The organism is Streptomyces sp. NBC_00005, assembly GCF_045160215.1.
Lineage (GTDB): Bacteria > Actinomycetota > Actinomycetes > Streptomycetales > Streptomycetaceae > Streptomyces.
The window spans coordinates 1,844,384-1,862,111 of sequence record NZ_CP108316.1 but is presented as its reverse complement, the minus strand read 5'-3'; the positions used below and the strand labels follow the sequence as shown (position 1 = coordinate 1,862,111).

Here is a 17,728-nt window from a genome sequence, read left to right as displayed (position 1 = left end):
CCGGCGGATCAGGTCGGCTGCGAAGTGCCGTTTCTTGCAGCCGACCTGATCCGCCGGACAGGCCCTAGGAGCGACCACCGCTGTCAGGAGCGGCCGCCGCCGTGCCGCCCTACGAAGTCGATCAGCAGCCGGTTCCACGCGGCCGGCTGCTCCCAGTGCGGGTTGTGGCCGGCCTCGCGGACGACATGGGTCCGCCCGTCCTGCAGATGCCCGGCGTTCAGGCGCATGACGGACGGCGGGCTGTACAAGTCGGCGTCTCCGGTGAGGAGTTGGACGGGAAGGGTCAGTGTCTCCAGGGCCGACCAGGTGATCTCGTGCGTGAGGGACTGCGCGAAGGCGTCCGAGGTTCTGGCACGGGCGTTGATCTCGAGCCAGGCCGCCACCCCGTCCCGGTCGCCGCCGCGGTACGAGGGGCCGAGCTCCTTGAAGTCGACGGGCATGTCGCCGAACGGGTCGGGCTGGAGCGCCGCGGTCAGCTCCTGGTACTCCGCGTCCATGATGCCCATGATGCTGCCGGAGACGGTGAGGCTGCGCAGCCGGTCCTCGTACGAGAGCGCGTAGTCGATCGCCACCGGACCGCCGGCCGCCGAGCCGGACAGGTGGAAGCGGTCGAGGCCCAGATGGTCGGCGAGGGTGTTCAGGTCCCCGGAGGCGGTTTCGGCCTCCGCCTTGGTGCCCGCCACCGACCGGTACGCGCCGCGCCGCGAGTAGCCGATGACACGCAAGCCGGCCTCCGCCAGCACCGGTTGCTGGTACGGCCAGCTCTCCCCGCTGCCGGAGCCGGGATGCAGCAGGACGACGGCCTCCCCGTCACCACCGGTGTCCCAGCACCACAGGCTGCCGTCACCGGAGACGGGGATCCGGTACTCGGTGGCCGGTACCTGCTCGGGTACCGGCACGGGCTCCCACGGCTCGTCCGCGGAGGCGGCGGCCTCGGCCGTCCCCTGGTTGACGCCGGTCGCCGCGAGCGCGGCCAGCGCGGCGCCCCCGACCACCGCGCGTCTGCTGAGGCTCGGCTGATTCATTCGGTTTTGCGGCATGCGTTCTAGTTCCTTCCATTGTTCGGCATTCTCTGTCGACAGGAGCCGACAGGAGTAGGTAAGAGAAGCGGGGGACGCCCGCGTAGGCGCGTCTTCAGGTGAGATAGTGTCGACACCGTTGTATTGGCTGTGAGCCCGGAGCAGGCAGGGAGAAGTGCCGCATGACCGATCAGGACACGCACCTCGTGCTGGAGCGCCTCCTGCGGCTGCGGGACCGGCGCGAGCCGCTGGTCGCGCAGATCGCCGAATGGGTCGGCGCCGGCATCATCGAGGGCCGGCTCGAACCCGGGCAGGACCTCAACAGCGTTGATCTGTCACGCCGGTTCGACACCAGCCGTACGCCCGTGCGCGAGGCGCTGATGCTCCTCGAGCAGGAGGGTCTGGTCGAGATGAAGGCGCGCCGCCGGCCCCGGGTCGCCGCGCCCTCCCGGCAGGACATCCGGGACATCTACCAGGTGCGCAAGCAGCTCCTGGCGATGCTCGCGGGCCTGCTGGTGGACCGGGCGGGCGACGAGGAGCTGGCCGAGCTGCGCACCCGGGTCGAGCGGATGCGCAAGCTGGCCGACGACGGTGACGTGGACGCGTACTTCTGGGGTCATGTGCTGCTCCAGGAGCGGATGACCGAGATCGTCGGCAACGCCACGCTGAAGCAGATCCTGGACTCGCTCGCCCTGCGCACGCTGATGCTGCGGCACCTGAGCCTGACCCGGACCGGCCGCCTCGCCCACAGCATCGACGACCAGGAACGGCTGCTGCAGGCCGTCGAGGAGCGCGACGGGGAGCTCGCCTCCGCCCTCATCGCGGGGGCGACGGTGCGCGCCCAGCGCGCGGTGGAGGAGCAGCTGGAGCAGGACGGCGACGGCCGAAAGCCCGCCCGCCGGCGCCGGGCGGCCTCGTAACGGCCCCTGGGAACAGTTCACTTGGCCAGCACTCCGCCGTCGACGGGGAAGTTGCCGCCCGTCACCCACGCCGACTCGTCCGACGCCAGATACACCGCGCACCAGGCGATGTCCTCGGGGGTCCCGACCCGGCCCAGCGGGATGCGGGCCAGCAGGGCCTCCCGGGCCGCGCCGTCGTGGGCCCCGGCGGACTCGGTGGCGGGCGTGCGCACCATGCCGGGTGAGACGGTGTTCGCGCGGATGCCCGACGGGCCTCCCTCCACGGCGAGTTGACGGGTCAGTCCCAGCACCGCGGACTTGCCCGCGCAGTGCGCGACCATCCCGAAGGTCCCGCTGCCCCGGAAGGCGTTCACCGAGGCGAAGTTGACGATCGAGCCGCCCCCGGACGCCTCCATGTGCGGCCACACGGCCTGTACGGGCAGGAAGACGACGTCGATCTCGCCGCGCAGGGTCGGTGTCCACTGCGCGCCGAAGTCCATCTCGGCGGCGGTCGCCATGTGCGGGGCGATCGCGCCCGCGGTGACCAGGACGTCGATCCGGCCGTGCTGCTCGTACGCCTGGTCGGCGAAGTGCCGGGCGTCGGCGGGGACGGTCATGTCGAGCGGCGCGAGCACCTCCACCGCCAACCCCCTGTCGGCGGCGGCCTTGCGGGTGCGTTCGGCCGCGGCCGGGTCGATGTCACAGCCGACGACGCTCGCGCCCTGCTCGGCGAAGAGCAGCGCGCACCCCTGGCCGATCCCGGCGCCCGCGCCGGTGACGAGTGCGACCTTGCCGGAGAGCCTGCCGGTCACGTGGACCCCCTTCTCGAGGCAGTCGTACGAGACCGCGACGCGGCTCGTCCCCCCCCTTCCTAGTGTCGGCACTATGGGGCGGTCAAGAGGTGCGTAACTCGAAAAGGCGCTATCCTGTCGACAGTTGGGTGGGAACGCTTATGGAAATGACAGTCCGGTGCCATGCCTCTCACAGCGGCCGTTCCTACGTTTCCGCGTCCATGACAGATAACCTTCCTGCAGAGCGGCAGGACGAAGTGAAGAGCAAGGCCAACGGCACCGTGAACCGCCGTCATGTCATCGCCGCGGGTGGCGCGGTGGCGGCGGTCGCCGGTCTGGGACTCGCGGCCACCGCGACGGCCGCACCGGAGACCAAGGCCGTCGCGAAGGCCCGCTCGGCCGGTTCCGCCACGACCACGAGCAGCGGCGTGTGCACCCTCAACGCCGAGGTCACCGAAGGCCCGTACTCCCTCGAAGGCGCCCTCGTCCGCGAGGACATCCGGGAGGACAAGGAGGGCGTCGAGGTCCAGTACACCTTCACCGTCGTCGACGAGGCCAACGACTGCGCGCCCCTCGCCGACGCCCTCGTGGAGCTGTGGCACTGCGACTCGCTCGGCGAGTACTCCGGGTTCGTCGGCGGCAACGGCCACACCGAGGAGGACGACGGCACCTTCCTGCGCGGTGGCCAACTCACCGACGAGAACGGGCAGGTGAGCCTCATCTCCATCTGGCCCGGGCACTACGTCTCCCGCGCGGTCCACGTGCACATGAGGGTCCACACGGACGTGACGCTCACCGACGACTCGTACACCGGCGGCGAGATCATCCACACCGGCCAGCTGTTCTTCGACCCGGACATCAACACCGAGATCCAGGCCATCTCGCCGTACTCCGACAACACCACCAAGGAGACCCAGCTCGACGACGACACCATCTACGGCGGCGGCGGCGCCTCCTCCGGCCTGCTGACCCTGACCGCGCTCGGCGACAGCGTCTCCGACGGGTACAGGGCGACGCTCACCGTGGGTGTGAGCACGAGCTGACACACAAAAGGCCGGCCGGGGTCCCCCAGGTCCCCGGCCGGCCTGCGTGGTGCGGTAGGAGCGTCGGATCTACCGCCTCGTGGCACGACGGCGGCGGGCCACCAGGACGGCACCCGCGCCGGCGGCGACGGCCGCTGCCGCCGCGCCCGCGACGGGCAGGGTCGCACCGGAACCGGTGCTCGCCAGGTCGCCGTCGACGGTGGTGGAGCCCGAGGTGCCGGACGTGGAGGAACCACCCGTGGTGGAAGTGCCGCCCGACGAGCCGGAGCCGCCGGTGGACGTGGAGCCGGAGCCTCCAGTGGAGGCCGTCGAGCCGCTGCCGCCCGCGGAACCGTCACCGCCCGTCGATCCGCCGCCCGTGACGTCGAGCGCGATGTCGGCCTTGTCGTTGGCCTTGTTCTCGTCGAACGGCCGGGACTTGCCGGCGAGCGCCACCGAACCCTTCGCCCCCGACACCGCCTTGTCGATCCTCAGCTTGAAGGTGTACGTCTGGCCGTCGCCCTCGTCGATCCAGGACTCGGCGGTCCCGCACTTGTAGCTTCCGGTGGCCACCTTGTCGCAGAAGCCGTGGCCCTTGGTCACCGTCGTCCCCGCGGGCATCTTGATCAGCACTTGGGTCGCCGGGGTGCCCGGGGGCCTCAGCACCCAGCCGGGCCCGGCGTTGGTGAACTTCACCGTCAGGTCGACGGTGTCCCCGACCTTGCCCTTCAGCTGGGCTCCCGACACCTGGAAGTCGGCCGTGTTGGCGGCGGTCACCGGAACGTCGACCGCGTCCCAGCCGTCGTGCTCGGCGCTGCCGGGCGCGGCCGGAGTGGCGTCGGGCACCTCGACCAGCTTCACCGCGGGGGCGGTCCCGTGCACGGGATCCGGAACGGGGTCACCAGGCGGGTTGTCGGAGTCCTCGACCACCACCCGAAGTCTGTCGTACAGGGCGTGGTCGGTGGCGTTCAGCGTCAGTGACTTCTCGGGTGCGTAGACGACGCCGGGTTCGACGGTCTGGTCGAACTCGCAGATCGCGTCGGAGGACTCCGGTATCTCGTCGTAGGAACCGACGTCGTAGCGAAGGCAGTTGGAGGGCAGATCCTGGTGACTCAGCCCGCGCGTGACGGCGTACGACAGCCAGACCTTGTCGAGGGCCTTGGTGCCGGTGTTCGTGAAGGTGACCGGCACGTCGAAGTCACTGCCGGGCTTCGCACCGTCGATCGCGGCGATCTTTCCCAGGACCAGCCCGGTCGCCGGGTCGTCGTCGGCGACGGCCGGCGAGGCACCCAGTGCGATCAGGGCGACGGCGCCGAGTGCGCCGGCGGTCTGGCGGAGCGGGCGAAGGCCGGGAGAGCTCTGGAGCATGTGGGGGGTCCTCCGAGTGAAGCATCGGCGACGGGCGAACGAACTGCGCGGGAACGCGAGTTCCACCACAGGAGACACGCGGGGGTACCCGATGGTTGCACTGGGGCCGGGGGCGCGGCGGTGACGTGAGGGGTATGTGTCCTCGCGCCCGTGTCCACCGGGCTGTCCACGATGCGGACCGGCCCTCTTGACGGGACCCCGGGGCGGACCGACACTCCTGAGAGGAATCCTAGTGAATAGGTAGGGAAGCATGAGGCGCCTTGAGTCGGTCACCGTCCGAGTGATCCGTTCGCCTCTTCTGACCTCCCGCCGCCACATCGATCTGCAGCGAGTCTGCAGTGCGATCGGCCCCCAGGGCTGAGCCGGACCACCCCGCGCCGACCGTGCCCTTTCGGGCGTCGTCCGGTCCGGCGCGCACAGGTGAGTACGGCCCAGTTGCCCGACGTCGCTTCCGCCGCGCGTACGTCCGCGCCCGCTCCCGGGGAGAACCATGTCCGTCACACCGCTGGCCGCCCACATCTCCGACCGTCCCGCGCCCGCCTTCCGGGGCCGGATCGGCAGCGACGCACGCAGCGGCCACTACGCCGTCCCGTGCCGCTACCGCCTCCATCTGTCGACCGCGTGTCCCGACGGCCTGCGCATCGCCGTCACCCACAGCCTGCTCGGCCTGGACACCGTCTGCCCGGCGACCTTCTTGCCCGCCGTCCCCGACACGGCCGAAGGCGGCCACTCCGCCCTGCGCCCGCTGTACGAGGCGAGTGCCCACCGCTACACCGGTCCGGCCGTCGCGCCGGTGCTCAGCGACGACTGGTCCGGACGGATCGTCAGCACACACGCCCCGGACATCATGCGCGACCTCGCCCGCCGCTTCGGCAGCGACCGCCCCTCGCCGTACCCGTGCGGCGCAGAGTCGGAGATCGAGGCCGTCGAGCAGATGTGCGCGCAGGGCATCGAGGGCGCCGCACAGCGCGCCGGGGCGGCCGGCGTCGAGCAGGCGGAACGCGACGCGGCCCTCGACGCGCTGCTGGAGACGCTCGGCGCGCTGGAGCGGTGGCTCGACGGGCGCACGTACATGATCCGCGACGAAATCACCGCCGCGGACGTCGAGTTGTGGGTCGCGCTGGTCCAACTCGACACCGTGCACCGCAATCACCTGGATGCTTCCGCCGTGCAGCGCATCGCCGACCACCCCACCCTGTGGGCCTACGCCCGCCGCCTGGCCGCCCACCCGGCCTTCGGCTCCCATCTCGACCTGGACGGCATCGAGCGCCGCCACCACGCCCGCTGTCGGGGACTCGAGGCCGCCGGAGCGGCCGTCCAGATCCTGGACTGGGCGGCACACGCCGCCCACTAGCCGTTCCACACGGTGGACCGGCGTTGACATTCTTTCGGGCAACTGTCTTAACTGACGGCTCGGTTCGGTAAGCGCGAGGCCCACAGGGCCAGGAACAGTGACGGTGACGCCATGCACGCAGCTCCCAGGACGGTCGCACGCGGCCTCCAGAGCCGCGTACAGCCGTGCGCCAGCCTGTTGAACCTGTTCGCCGCCAACCGCGCCGTCGATCTGCTCCGCGTGAACAGCGCACTGTGTACCGCACCGGGCTGCGCCCGCTGCCGGGGCTGACACCTCTCCGCAACCCCAGCATCCCTGACGAACACCGCACGCGCGGTGTGCCGTCTTCCGCCCAGCCCCCGGTACCGTGCGTGTCCGTTCGCCGCATGCTGTCGCGGCGCAGGTGACGGCGGTCCGGGGAGTCCTCCTCTGCCGGAGCCCTCCATGAGTGAACCCCCAGGCACCGCCGTCCTCCCCGTGGCGCCGCCGACCGACGAACCGTCAAAACCTTTTACAGCACAGCGAGTTCTTCCGCTGAGACGACCCGGACGCTGGATCGCCACCGCCGTCGTCCTGGTGCTCGTCGCCCAGTTCGTCCACGGCCTGACGACCAACCCCTTCTACCAGTGGGACCGCTTCGGCTACTGGTTCCTGCGGCCGACCATCCTCGACGGACTGCTCATCACCCTCGAAGTGGCCGCCTACAGCGCGGTGTTGGGCCTCCTGGGCGGCATCCTCCTCGCCCTGGCCCGGCTCTCGAAGAGCCCGGTACTGCGGGCGGTGAGCTGGACCTACATCTGGGCGCTGCGCTCCATCCCGCTCATCGTGGTCCTGCTTTTCCTCTACAACTTCAGCGCCCTGTACAAGACGTTGAGCGTCGGCGTCCCCTTCGGTCCTGCCTTCTTCTCCTTCGACGAGTCGAAGCTCGCCACCGACATGGTGATCGCCGTCATCGGCCTCAGCCTCAACGAGGCGGCCTACGCGGCCGAGGTCGTCCGCGGCGGAATCCTCTCCGTGGACCAGGGCCAGCACGAGGCGGCAGCGGCGCTGGGCCTGCCGAAGAGCTACCAGTTCACGAAGATCGTCTTCCCGCAGGCGCTGCGGTCGATCACCCCGAACTACGTCAACCAGCTCATCGGCCTGATCAAGAGCACCTCACTGGTCTTCTATGTCTCCCTCCTCGACCTGTTCGGCACCGCGCAGACCATGGGCGCCACCTACCCGGGCGACATCGTGCCGCTGCTGCTGGTCGTCACCGTCTGGTACTTGATCCTCACGAGCCTCGTGTCGGTCGTCCAGTTCTACGTCGAGCGGCATTACGCCCGGGGGGCCACCCGCAACCTGCCGCCGACGCCGTTGCAGAAGCTCCGCACCGGTCTCACCGACCTGCGAGCCCGGATCCGCCGGGAGGCCGCCGTATGACCGCGAAGACACTCGAGCCGCTGGCGGACATCACCCCGGCCGCCGTAGAGGTGCACGACGTGCACAAGTGGTACGGCACCCACCGGGTGCTGGACGGCGTCGACCTGACCGTGCGGCCCGGCGAGGTCACCGTGATCCTCGGCCCGTCCGGCTCCGGCAAGTCCACCCTGCTGCGGGTCATCAACCACCTGGAGAAGCCGGAGATCGGCTACGTCAGCCTCAACGGCGAGCTGATCGGCGTACGCAGGCAGGGCGACCGCCTGAAGGAGCTGAGCGAGCGGGCCATCCTCGCCCAGCGCGGCCGGATCGGGTTCGTCTTCCAGAACTTCAATCTGTTCCCGCACCTGACGGTGCTGGACAACGTGGCCGCAGCACCGGTCGCGACCGGCAAGCTCGGCAAGCCCGAGGCCCGGGCACTGGCCCGCGAACTGCTCGGCCGGGTCGGACTCGCCGACAAGATCGGCGCCTACCCGCGCCAGTTGTCGGGCGGCCAGCAGCAGCGCGTCGCCATCGCCCGCGCCCTCGCCCTGCGCCCCGGCGTCATCCTCTTCGACGAACCCACCTCCGCCCTCGACCCCGAGCTCGTCGGCGAAGTCCTCGCCGTCATCAAGGACTTGGCGTCCACCGGTACGACCCTCGTCATCGTCACCCACGAGATCGGCTTCGCCCGCGAGATCGCCGACCGGGTCGTCTTCATCGACGGCGGCAGGATCGTCGAGCAGGGCCCGCCCTCCGAAGTCCTCGACAAGCCCCGGCACGAGCGGACCAGGGACTTCCTGAGCAAGGTCCTCTGACCCGCGCACACCCCTGCGACCCCACGGCGCGCCCCACGACCTCCCCCCACGCCACCGCCCTCATCACCTTCCCTGAGCGACAAGGAACGGCCATGTCTACCCACTTCACCCGACGCAGCCTGATACGCGGCATCACCGCGGCGACCGCCGTCGCCTCCCTCGCCACCGGGCTCGCCGCCTGCGGTGGTGACAGCGACGCCGCCACCACGACCGCTGCCTCCGGGAGCGTGACCGTCGGACAGCTCTCGAACGGCGCCGCCAAGCAGACCACCCTCAAGGTCTCCGAGGTGAAGTCGATCAGCGCCGAACTGCCCAAGTCCGTGAAGAGCAGCGGCAAACTGGTCATCGGAATCGGCGCCCTGCCCTCCGGGTTCGCGCCGCTGGCCTACGTGGGCAGTGACCAGAAGACCCTCACCGGCGCCGAGCCCGACCTCGGCCGCCTCGTCGCCGCCGTCCTCGGCCTCCAGCCCGAGCAGAAGAACTTCACCTGGGAGAACCTCTTCGTAGGCATCGACAGCGGCAAGGTCGACGTCGGCTTCTCGAACATCACCGACACCGAGGAGCGCAAGAAGAAGTACGAGTTCGCCTCCTACCGGCAGGACAACCTCGGCTTCGAGGTACTCAAGTCCAGCAAGTGGAACTTCGACGGCAACTACAAGAACCTCGCGGGCAAGACGGTCTCCGTCGGCTCCGGCACCAACCAGGAGAAGATCCTCCTGGAGTGGAAGAAGAAGCTGGAGAGCGAAGGCAAGAAGCTCACCGTCAAGTACTACCCGGACCGCAACGGCACCTACCTGGCGCTGAGCAGCGGCAAGATCGACGCCTTCTTCGGCCCCAACCCGGGCATCGCCTACCACGTCAGGCAGTCCACGAGCACGCCCAACGCGACACGCAGCGCGGGAACGTTCTCGGGCGCGGGCGCCTCGCTCCAGGGCCTGATCGCGGCCACCGCCAAGAAGGACAGCGGCCTGGCCGAGCCCGTCGCCGACGCCATCAACTACCTGATCAAGAACGGCCAGTACGCCCAGTGGCTCAAGGCCTGGAACCTCTCCAACGAGGCCGTCGCCAAGTCCGAGGTCAACCCGCCCGGGCTGCCGCTCGACAACTCCTGACCAGCCGCCCGCAGGGGACCCCGCCGCCGCCCCGCGGCGGGGTCCCCGCACGTCGAGTCCCGCCACCCCGCGCACCCGCCCGGAGACCGTCACACGATGTCCACCGCCAGCATCGAAACCACCTCCTCCCACGTCCTCGACAACCCCGCCTGGGCCGCGCTCACCGGACCCCACGCCCACCTCGCCGAGCGCGTCGGCCGCGCCGCCCGCTACCCGCTCGACGTGGCCCCCTTCCACGCCGTCACCGCTCTGCAGGACCCGCGCGCCTGGGCGGACCTGGCCACCCTCACCGGCCCCGGCGGCACCGCCGCCGTCCGCGGTGTGACCCAGGCACCGGACGGCTGGGAGGTCGTCCGCACCGGCCGGGGAGTCCAACTCGTCGACACCGGCCTGCGGGCGGAGCCCGACCCCGAAGCCGTACCGCTCGGCCCCGACGACGTGCCCGAGATCCTCGACCTGGTCGCCCGCACCGAACCGGGCCCCTACCTGCCCCGCACCGTAGAGATGGGCACCTACCTCGGCATCCGCCACCGCGGCCGGCTGATCGCCCTCGCCGGTGAGCGGCTGCACCCGCCCGGCTGGACCGAGATCAGCGCCGTGTGCACCGACCCCGCCCACCGCGGCCGTGGCCTGGCCACCCGGCTGGTCCGCGCCGTCGCCGCAGGTATCAAGGAGCGCGGCGAGCGGCCCTTCCTGCACGCCAGGGCCGACAACGCGGACGCGATCCGGCTGTACGAGTCGATCGGCTTCACCCTCCGCCGCCCTACGGTCTTCGCGCTCGTACGGCCCACGGGCGCGCGGCCGGCCGAAGCCGCAGGCCGTCGGGAAACCGCGGCCGCCGTCCTGGAAGAAACGGCATGACCACGCAGTTGTCCCTGTCGAGAGGCGACCGGACGGAGGCGCACCCCATGACACGTGTACTCCGTCTGCGTGTCCTGAACCCGCGCCGTCGCGTCCGCCTCCACTCCCGGCCCCACATCGACCTCCAGCGCGTGGCCGGCGCCCTCTGTTGCTCCTGACCCCGTTGCCCACCGCCGTCGCCCCTCTCGCGGGCCGGCGCTCTCGTACGGACCTCCAGGAAGGCACCCTCGTGTCCTCAACCCCCGCTTCCCACCTGCACCTTGCCGTGGCCCTCGACGGCACCGGCTGGCACCCCGCCTCCTGGCGCGAGCAGGTCGCCCGCCCCCGGGACCTGTTCACCGCCGCCCACTGGGCCGACCAGGTCGCCGAGGCCGAGCGCGGGCTGCTCGACTTCGTCACCCTCGAGGACGGGCTCGGCCTGCAGTCCTCGCACTACGGCGAGTTGGACGGTCGCACCGACCAGGTACGCGGCCGCCTGGACGCCGTCCTGATCGCATCCCGCATCGCGCCCCTCACCCGGCACATAGGTCTCGTGCCGACCGTCGTCGCCACCCACACGGAGCCGTTCCACATCTCCAAGGCGATCGCCACCCTCGACTACGTCAGCACCGGCCGCGCCGGCCTGCGCGTGCAGATCACCGCCCGCCCGCACGAGGCCGACCACTTCGGCCGCCGCACCTTCCCGCCGATCAACCTGGAGGAACTCCAGAGCCCGGCCGGACAGGAACGGCTCACCGACCTCTTCGACGAGGCCGCCGACTACGTCGAGGCCGTGCGCCGGCTCTGGGACAGCTGGGATGACGACGCCGAGATCCGGGACGTCGCCACCGGCCGCTTCGTCGACCGCGAGAAGCTGCACTACATCGACTTCGAGGGCCGGCACTTCAGCGTCAGAGGCCCCTCCATCACGCCTCGCCCGCCGCAGGGCCAGCCCCTGGTCACCGCCCTCGCCCACCAGACCGTGCCGTACCGGCTGGTGGCCCGCCAGGCCGACGTCGGCTACGTCACCCCGCACGACGCCGGCCAGGCCCGCGCGATCGTCGCTGAGATCCGCGCCGAGCAGGAGGCCGCCGGGCGCACCGGTGAACTCCTGCATGTCTTCGGCGACTTGGTGGTCTTCCTCGACGACGACCGGGCCGCCGCCGAGGACCGACGCGCCCGCCTCGACGCCCTCGCGGGAGAGCCGTACCCGAGCGACGCACGCATCTTCGCCGGTACGCCCGCCCAACTCGCCGACCTGCTCCAGGAGTTGGCGGAGGCGGGGCTGAGCGGCTTCAGGCTGCGGCCCGCCGTCGCCGGGCACGACCTGCCGGCGATCAGCCGCGGTCTGGTCCCCGAACTCCAGCGCCGCGAGGCCTTCCGCACCGCCTACGAGGCCGACACCCTGCGCGGTCTGTTGGGCCTGACCCGCCCCGCCAACCGCTACGCCGCCACCGCCTGAGCCGGAGGGACACCGACATGAGCAAGCCGCTGAAGCAGATCCATCTGGCCGCGCACTTCCCGGGCGTCAACAACACCACCGTGTGGAGCGACCCGAAGGCCGGCAGCCACATCGAGTTCAGTTCCTTCGTCCACTTCGCGCAGACCGCCGAACGCGCCAAGTTCGACTTCCTGTTCCTCGCCGAGGGACTCAGGCTCCGTGAACAGGGCGGGAACATCTACGACCTGGACGTCGTCGGCCGTCCCGACACCTTCACCGTCCTGGCAGCGCTCGCCGCCGTCACCGAACACCTCGGCCTGGCCGGCACCATCAACTCGACCTTCAACGAGCCCTACGAGGTCGCCCGCCAGTTCGCCAGCCTCGACCACCTGTCCGGCGGCCGTGCCGCCTGGAACGTCGTCACCTCCTGGGACGCCTTCACCGGTGAGAACTTCCGCCGCGGTGGCTTCCTCCCGCAGGAGGAGCGCTACTCCCGCGCCAAGGAGTTCCTGGTCACCGCGGGCGAACTCTTCGACTCGTGGCACGGCGACGAGATCATCGCCGACCAGGCCACCGGCACCTTCCTGAGCGACGCGAAGGCCGGCTCCTTCGTGCACAGCGGCCAACAGTTCGACATCCACGGCCAGTTCAACGTTCCGCGCTCCCCGCAGGGCAGGCCGGTCATCTTCCAGGCCGGCGACTCCGAGGAGGGCCGCGAGTTCGCCGCGTCGAGCGCCGACGCGATCTTCAGCCGGTACGCCACCCTGGAGGGGGGCCAGGCCTTCTACACGGACGTCAAGAACCGCCTCGCCAAGTACGGCCGCCGGCACGACCAGTTGCTCATCCTGCCCGCGGCGACCTTCGCGCTCGCCGACACGGACGCCGAGGCGGAGGAGCTGGCCAAGGAGGTGCGCCGCCAGCAGGTCAGCGGCGCCACCGCCCTCAAGCACCTGGAGTTCGTCTGGAACCGTGATCTGTCGTCGTACGACCCGGAAGGACCGCTCCCCGACGTCGACCCGGACGTCAGCGACACCCACATCGCCAAGGGCCGCGCCCAGGTGCGCATGTACCGCGACCCGCTGGCCACCGCCCGTGAGTGGCGCGAGCTCGCCGCCGCCAACAACTGGTCCATCCGCGACCTGGTCATCGAGACCGGCAACCGCCAGAACTTCATCGGCTCCCCGGCCACCGTCGCCAGGACCATCAACGAGTTCGTGCAGGCCGACGCCAGCGACGGGTTCATCCTCGCCCCGCACATCACCCCGACCGGCCTGGACGACTTCGTCGACAGGGTCGTCCCGCTGCTCCAGGAACAGGGCGTGTTCCGCACGGAGTACGAGGGCCCGACCCTCCGCCACCAGCTGGGCCTCGCCCACCCCGACGAGGCGGCGGACCCGTCGGGGTGGCGACGATGACGCCGTCGGCGGAGTACGACGCCAGGAGTCGGCCGGCGATGTAGACGCCCACACTGACCGCGTCGTGAAGTTCCTCGCGATCACCCTGATCGTGCACCGCCCGGACCCGGTCACCGGCGTACAGAAACCCACCCGTGACCGGTTCCGTGAGGTGCTCGACAACGCCCTGCTCGCCGAGGAGTTGGGCTTCGACGGGTTCGGTGTGGGGGAGCGGCACGAGCGGCCGTTCATCTCCTCCTCGCCGCCCGTCGTGCTCAGCCACATCGCCGCACTGACCAAGCGGATCCGCCTGTTCACGGCCGTGACGACGCTCAGCCTCCTCGACCCGGTGCGGGCGTACGAGGACTACGCGACCCTCGACCATCTCTCCGACGGGCGCCTCGACCTGATCATCGGCAAGGGCAACGGCGCCGCCCAGCGGGACCTGTTCCAGGTCACGCCCGAGGACCAGTGGGACCGCAACGCCGAGAGCTACGAGGTGTTCCGGCAGATCTGGCGCCAGGACAAGGTCACGGCGGCGACCCGCTTCCGCCCCGAACTGACGGACGCGGAGGTCTGGCCGCGGCCGTATCAACAGCCCGTGCGGGTCTGGCACGGCAGCGCGACCAGCAAGGAGTCGGTCGACCTCGCCGCCCGCCACGGCGACCCGCTCTTCTCGGCGAACGTCACCAACCCCATTGAGCCGTATGCCGAGTTGATCCGGTACTACCGCGAGCGCTGGGAGCACTACGGCCACGATCCGGCCGGCATCGCGGTCGGTGCGGGCACGGCGGGCGTGTATGTCGCGCCCACGACGCAGCAGGCGCTCGCCGCCTACCGGCCGGTCTTCGAGGGCAACCTCGCCTTCCAGAAGAAGGTGGGCCTGCCGATCGTCTTCGAGACCCTGGAGGACTTCGTCGAGCGCAGCTCGGCGCTGATCGGCAGCCCGCAGCAGGTCGTCGACAAGGTGCACCGCTACCACGAGCAGTTCGGTCACACGGTGGTGCATCTGCACGCGGACGCGAGCGGACTCACCGACGTCCAGCACCGCGACTCGCTGGAGCTGTTCCAGGCGGCGGTGGCTCCGGCGCTGCGGACGGCCGTCCCGGACCCGCCCTTCGACTGGGGCCCGGTGCTCCCGGCACCGGCGACCACCGAGGAGCCCGCCAGGGTCTGACCTGCTCCTAGGGCCCTTCTGATGGATCTCCGCGGCGTCGCGACGTTCGGCACGCACTCCCCCACTGCCTCAAGGGCAATGCCGTTGCTTTAGTGGTCGTGCCACCGGTTGTTCAAGGTCACGGCGACCGGTGGGCGACGGCTGCTGGAGGGTTCGTCAGGAGCTTTGCTGACGTAGCCGGTGACGCAGGAACGAATCTTGCGAGGGCAGTCACGGGATCTTCGGCGGGGCAGCAGACTGCGACCGATTTCAGAGAGTCCCAGGCGTCGGTCCCTCTTACGGGCTGAGGGGGGAAAAGCCGCTCGGTGAGATCACAGAGCGGCGGACGACGTGCAGAGCCCGGGTGAACGAGGTCCGCTCAGCGATGCTGCAGTGCAGGCGGGCGGCCTCCTCCAGCAGATCCCGGGTGGCATGGTGCACGATCAAGTGCGCATAGATCTCCTGCCGCACGCCGTCCGGTGTCTGCGACCTGAGCACCGGCCGCCCGCGTTGGTGGGTCTTGATCTCATCGAAGACGAGCTCGATCTCCCAGCGCCGGGCGTAGAGGACGGCGAGTTCTTCGGCGGGGTACTTCTCGTGGTCGGTCAGGCTGGTGATGAGCCGGACGATGTCGGCCTGCCCGTCGACGCGGTACTCGATTACCCGGACCAGCGCCGGCGGCGCCTTGACGGTTCCGGCCGCCTTGCTGTGTTTGTTCGCCTCGATCCGGGCAAGGTAGCTGCCGTCGGGCAGAACGTCCTGGACTCGGCGGGCTTTGCGTCGTTCGATGCGCCACAGCAGGTGTGTTCCCTGGTCCCGGAGCCGGTGCCAGCGGGCCAGACCCCACAGTCCCCGGTCGGCCAGTAACAGCGTGCCCGTCCCGATATGGGCGTCCAGAGCGTCGGAGACGATGCGCTCGGAATCCTTGAAACCGCCGATCGCGGCGTCCAGGACGGCGTGAGAAGAACACTCGGCCACCGCGACCACTCTGGCCTGCGGATAACCCATGGGACTGCGCTGGGAGCCGGACTTGCCAAAGGCATCGTTGTTGCCCGCGGAGTCGGGCACGGCCAGAAGTATCCCGTCCAGGGCCAGCACTCGTAGCCCTCGGAACAGCTCACCGTCAGCGCCGAGCGGCCGGGCCACGGACCGGAACAGTTCCCGCATCACCGGCCAGCCGAGCCGCTGCCGGGCCCTGCTCAGCGACGACTTGTTCACCCCGGACCAGGACCGCAGCCCTTTGTCGCCGGTCTTCACCAGCCGCAGGACCTCCAGGTAGTCGGCCTGCGGGAACAAGCACATCGCCAGGACGAAGTACACCGTGAACCGGGCGGACAACAGACGCCGACGCTTCTCCGAACGCCCTGCCTCACCCACCACCCGGTCCACCAGCTCAGGCGGACACGACCGGGTCAGGACTCCCAACCCCAGTCGCTCAAGTCGCGATATCAGCACACGACTTCAACCGCCCGGCCCTCGCAAAAGCAACGGCATTGGCCTCAAGGGCGTGGGGGGACCCCCAACCGCACGGCGCGAAGGGCCAGGTGGCTCCGCCACATGACCCTCCACGCCGCACGCCGATCGCACGCACCGAACGCCGCTCCTTCCTCCACGGAGATCCATCAGAAGGGCCCTAGTGCCGACCGTCCGCGCCGGTCAGCCGAGCGGCATCAGAAGATGCCCTGGCCGGGGACCAGGATCCCCCGGGGGTCGTACGTGCGCTTCGCCGCCTTGAGCGCGGGCCAGGCCGAACCGAAGTGGGTGCGCCAGTCCGCGCGGGTGAAGGGGATGCTGCCGACCGGGTACTGCGTGCCGCCGACCGCCGCGGTCGCCTCGTAGGCCGAGCGGTTGGCGGCGAGGAGGCGGTCGACGGTGGCGGTGTCGTCCGGAGGGGTGGCGCGCAGGACGGCGAAGAGGTACGGCACTTCGTCGTCCGTGGCACGCAGGAGGGGCGTGGTCAGACGCTCGCGCAGGATCGGGTAGACGAGGACGACGCCGGGGCCCAGGTCGTCCGGGGTGAGAGCGTCCAGCACCGCCCCCGTGACGGTGACCGCGGACCTGCCGGGGATCAGCAGGTTGAGCCAGGGGTGGGCGTACGACCAGAGGCCGGCCTGCTTCAGGGCTTCGACGGCGGGGGCGATCCGGTCGAGGAAGTCGTAGTAGGGGCGGTCGGTGTGCTGGACGCCGGACGGGTTGTGGCGCAGTCCGCGCAGCAGGACCGTGTCGTCCGGTGCGGGGCCGACCGGCGGGCCGTAGGCCACGGCCTCCAGGGTGTGGACGCGGAAGGCTCCGTCGGTGTCCGCCGAGACCTGGCCTTCGACGTAGTCGAAGCGGCCCTCCTGGACGAGGGCGCGCTGGTCGTCGAGCAGGGTCTCCAGGTCGTCGTAGGGCAGCAGGTAGTGCCGTACGGTCTCCGGCGCGGGCACCAGGCGGAGGGTGGCGCCGACGATGACCGCGCACTGGCCGAGGCCGGCCAGGACGGCGTGGAAGAGGTCGGGGTGCCGGGTGGCGGAGCAGCGCACCGACTCGCCTGCTCCGGTGACGACGTGGAGTTCGCTGACGTTGTCGACCTGGGCGCCGTGCCGGTGGGTCTGGCCGCCCAGACCGCCCACGGACAGGGTGCCGCCGACGGAGAGTTCGAGGTAGTCGGTGAAGACGGGCGGGGTGAGGCCGTGGGCGATGGTGGCCTTGGCCACCTCGCTCCATCTGACGCCGGCGCCGACGGTGACGGTGGTGCTGTGCGGTCCCAGGGGGCCGATGTCCGCGAGGGTCGCGGTCTCGATCACCAGGCCGCCCTTGACCTGCGCCTGGCCGTTGGTGGCGTGTCCCTGGCCGCGCGGTGCGACGGGCAGGCGGTGCGTGTTGCAGAACCGGACCATGGCGACGACGTCGCGAACCGAGCCCGGGCGCAGGACGGCGACGGGACGGCGGTGCACGATGTGGCCGTAGTCGTCGGAGGCCTCGGCCAGTGACGCGTCGTCCATGACGAGCGTCCCGTCCAGCGCGGGGACTCCTGCCAGGTCAGGGCCGGATTCGGACCCGGTCGCGGCCCAGCTCCGGGCGGCGGGATCGAAGCCGATCACCGCCGCACCGGTGACTGTGAGTCCGCGCATGACGGTCCGTCGTGACGGTGTGTG

18 protein-coding genes are annotated in these 17,728 nt (G+C 70.5%); 13 read left to right on the top strand and 5 right to left on the bottom strand.

All coding sequences use genetic code 11. From position 1 onward, the window contains the following. Nucleotides 1–83: 83 nt before the first annotated feature. Nucleotides 84–1,040 (bottom strand): alpha/beta fold hydrolase, encoded by a 957-nt coding sequence (locus OG303_RS08935; protein WP_405866572.1) that lies wholly within the window; start codon nt 1,038–1,040, stop codon nt 84–86. Nucleotides 1,041–1,201: 161 nt separating this feature from the next. Between OG303_RS08935 and OG303_RS08930 the strand changes: the two genes are divergently transcribed. After that, nucleotides 1,202–1,939, top strand: a complete 738-nt coding sequence (locus OG303_RS08930) for a GntR family transcriptional regulator (RefSeq protein ID WP_405866570.1) — start codon at nt 1,202–1,204, stop codon at nt 1,937–1,939. A gap of 17 nt (nt 1,940–1,956) precedes the next feature. On the opposite strand, the gene OG303_RS08925 is transcribed toward OG303_RS08930, so the two are convergent. Next, nucleotides 1,957–2,730, bottom strand: a complete 774-nt coding sequence (locus OG303_RS08925) for an SDR family NAD(P)-dependent oxidoreductase (protein WP_405866568.1) — start codon at nt 2,728–2,730, stop codon at nt 1,957–1,959. A 200-nt stretch (nt 2,731–2,930) separates the two neighbouring features. Between OG303_RS08925 and OG303_RS08920 the strand changes: the two genes are divergently transcribed. After that, nucleotides 2,931–3,752, top strand: a complete 822-nt coding sequence (locus OG303_RS08920) for an intradiol ring-cleavage dioxygenase (protein ID WP_405866566.1) — start codon at nt 2,931–2,933, stop codon at nt 3,750–3,752. Between the two features lie 69 nt (nt 3,753–3,821). Here the strand turns inward: OG303_RS08920 and OG303_RS08915 are convergent, their stop codons facing one another. Further along, nucleotides 3,822–5,099 carry a hypothetical protein gene (locus OG303_RS08915; protein ID WP_405866564.1) on the bottom strand — a complete coding sequence of 426 codons (1,278 nt, stop codon included), beginning with the start codon at nt 5,097–5,099 and terminating at the stop codon, nt 3,822–3,824. A 250-nt stretch (nt 5,100–5,349) separates the two neighbouring features. Here OG303_RS08915 and OG303_RS08910 point away from each other — a divergent pair, with 250 nt between their 5' ends. The 11 genes from OG303_RS08910 to OG303_RS08860 all read left to right on the top strand — a co-directional run bounded on the left by OG303_RS08910 (nt 5,350) and on the right by OG303_RS08860 (nt 14,612). Beyond that, nucleotides 5,350–5,460, top strand: coding sequence for a putative leader peptide (locus OG303_RS08910; protein ID WP_405866562.1), 111 nt, complete (start codon nt 5,350–5,352; stop codon nt 5,458–5,460). 129 nt (nt 5,461–5,589) lie between these two features. After that, nucleotides 5,590–6,453 carry a glutathione S-transferase C-terminal domain-containing protein gene (locus OG303_RS08905; protein WP_405866560.1) on the top strand — a complete coding sequence of 288 codons (864 nt, stop codon included), beginning with the start codon at nt 5,590–5,592 and terminating at the stop codon, nt 6,451–6,453. Between the two features lie 111 nt (nt 6,454–6,564). Further along, a complete protein-coding gene (locus tag OG303_RS08900) occupies nt 6,565–6,723 on the top strand; it encodes a hypothetical protein (protein WP_405866558.1) in 159 nt (52 codons plus the stop codon). A gap of 153 nt (nt 6,724–6,876) precedes the next feature. Continuing rightward, nucleotides 6,877–7,854 carry an amino acid ABC transporter permease gene (locus OG303_RS08895; protein WP_405866556.1) on the top strand — a complete coding sequence of 326 codons (978 nt, stop codon included), beginning with the start codon at nt 6,877–6,879 and terminating at the stop codon, nt 7,852–7,854. Continuing rightward, nucleotides 7,851–8,648 (top strand): amino acid ABC transporter ATP-binding protein, encoded by a 798-nt coding sequence (locus OG303_RS08890; protein ID WP_405866554.1) that lies wholly within the window; start codon nt 7,851–7,853, stop codon nt 8,646–8,648. Before OG303_RS08895 ends, OG303_RS08890 begins: the two co-directional genes overlap by 4 nt. Before the next feature lie 92 nt (nt 8,649–8,740). After that, nucleotides 8,741–9,760: a transporter substrate-binding domain-containing protein gene (locus tag OG303_RS08885; protein WP_405866552.1), complete on the top strand. Its 1,020-nt coding sequence runs from the start codon at nt 8,741–8,743 to the stop codon at nt 9,758–9,760. Between the two features lie 96 nt (nt 9,761–9,856). Next, nucleotides 9,857–10,621, top strand: a complete 765-nt coding sequence (locus OG303_RS08880; protein WP_405866550.1) for a GNAT family N-acetyltransferase — start codon at nt 9,857–9,859, stop codon at nt 10,619–10,621. After that, nucleotides 10,618–10,779 (top strand): putative leader peptide, encoded by a 162-nt coding sequence (locus OG303_RS08875; protein ID WP_405866548.1) that lies wholly within the window; start codon nt 10,618–10,620, stop codon nt 10,777–10,779. Before OG303_RS08880 ends, OG303_RS08875 begins: the two co-directional genes overlap by 4 nt. A 71-nt stretch (nt 10,780–10,850) precedes the next feature. Further along, nucleotides 10,851–12,062 carry an LLM class flavin-dependent oxidoreductase gene (locus OG303_RS08870; RefSeq protein WP_405866546.1) on the top strand — a complete coding sequence of 404 codons (1,212 nt, stop codon included), beginning with the start codon at nt 10,851–10,853 and terminating at the stop codon, nt 12,060–12,062. Between the two features lie 17 nt (nt 12,063–12,079). Beyond that, complete coding sequence (locus OG303_RS08865) at nt 12,080–13,456, top strand: NtaA/DmoA family FMN-dependent monooxygenase (RefSeq protein WP_405866544.1); 1,377 nt, start codon at nt 12,080–12,082, stop codon at nt 13,454–13,456. Between the two features lie 64 nt (nt 13,457–13,520). Further along, nucleotides 13,521–14,612 (top strand): LLM class flavin-dependent oxidoreductase, encoded by a 1,092-nt coding sequence (locus tag OG303_RS08860; RefSeq protein ID WP_405866541.1) that lies wholly within the window; start codon nt 13,521–13,523, stop codon nt 14,610–14,612. A 276-nt stretch (nt 14,613–14,888) separates the two neighbouring features. On the opposite strand, the gene OG303_RS08855 is transcribed toward OG303_RS08860, so the two are convergent. Then, nucleotides 14,889–15,968, bottom strand: coding sequence for an IS4 family transposase (locus OG303_RS08855; protein WP_405877143.1), 1,080 nt, complete (start codon nt 15,966–15,968; stop codon nt 14,889–14,891). Between the two features lie 293 nt (nt 15,969–16,261). Then, complete coding sequence (locus tag OG303_RS08850) at nt 16,262–17,704, bottom strand: FAD-binding protein (RefSeq protein ID WP_405866539.1); 1,443 nt, start codon at nt 17,702–17,704, stop codon at nt 16,262–16,264. Between the last annotated feature and the right edge of the window lie 24 nt (nt 17,705–17,728).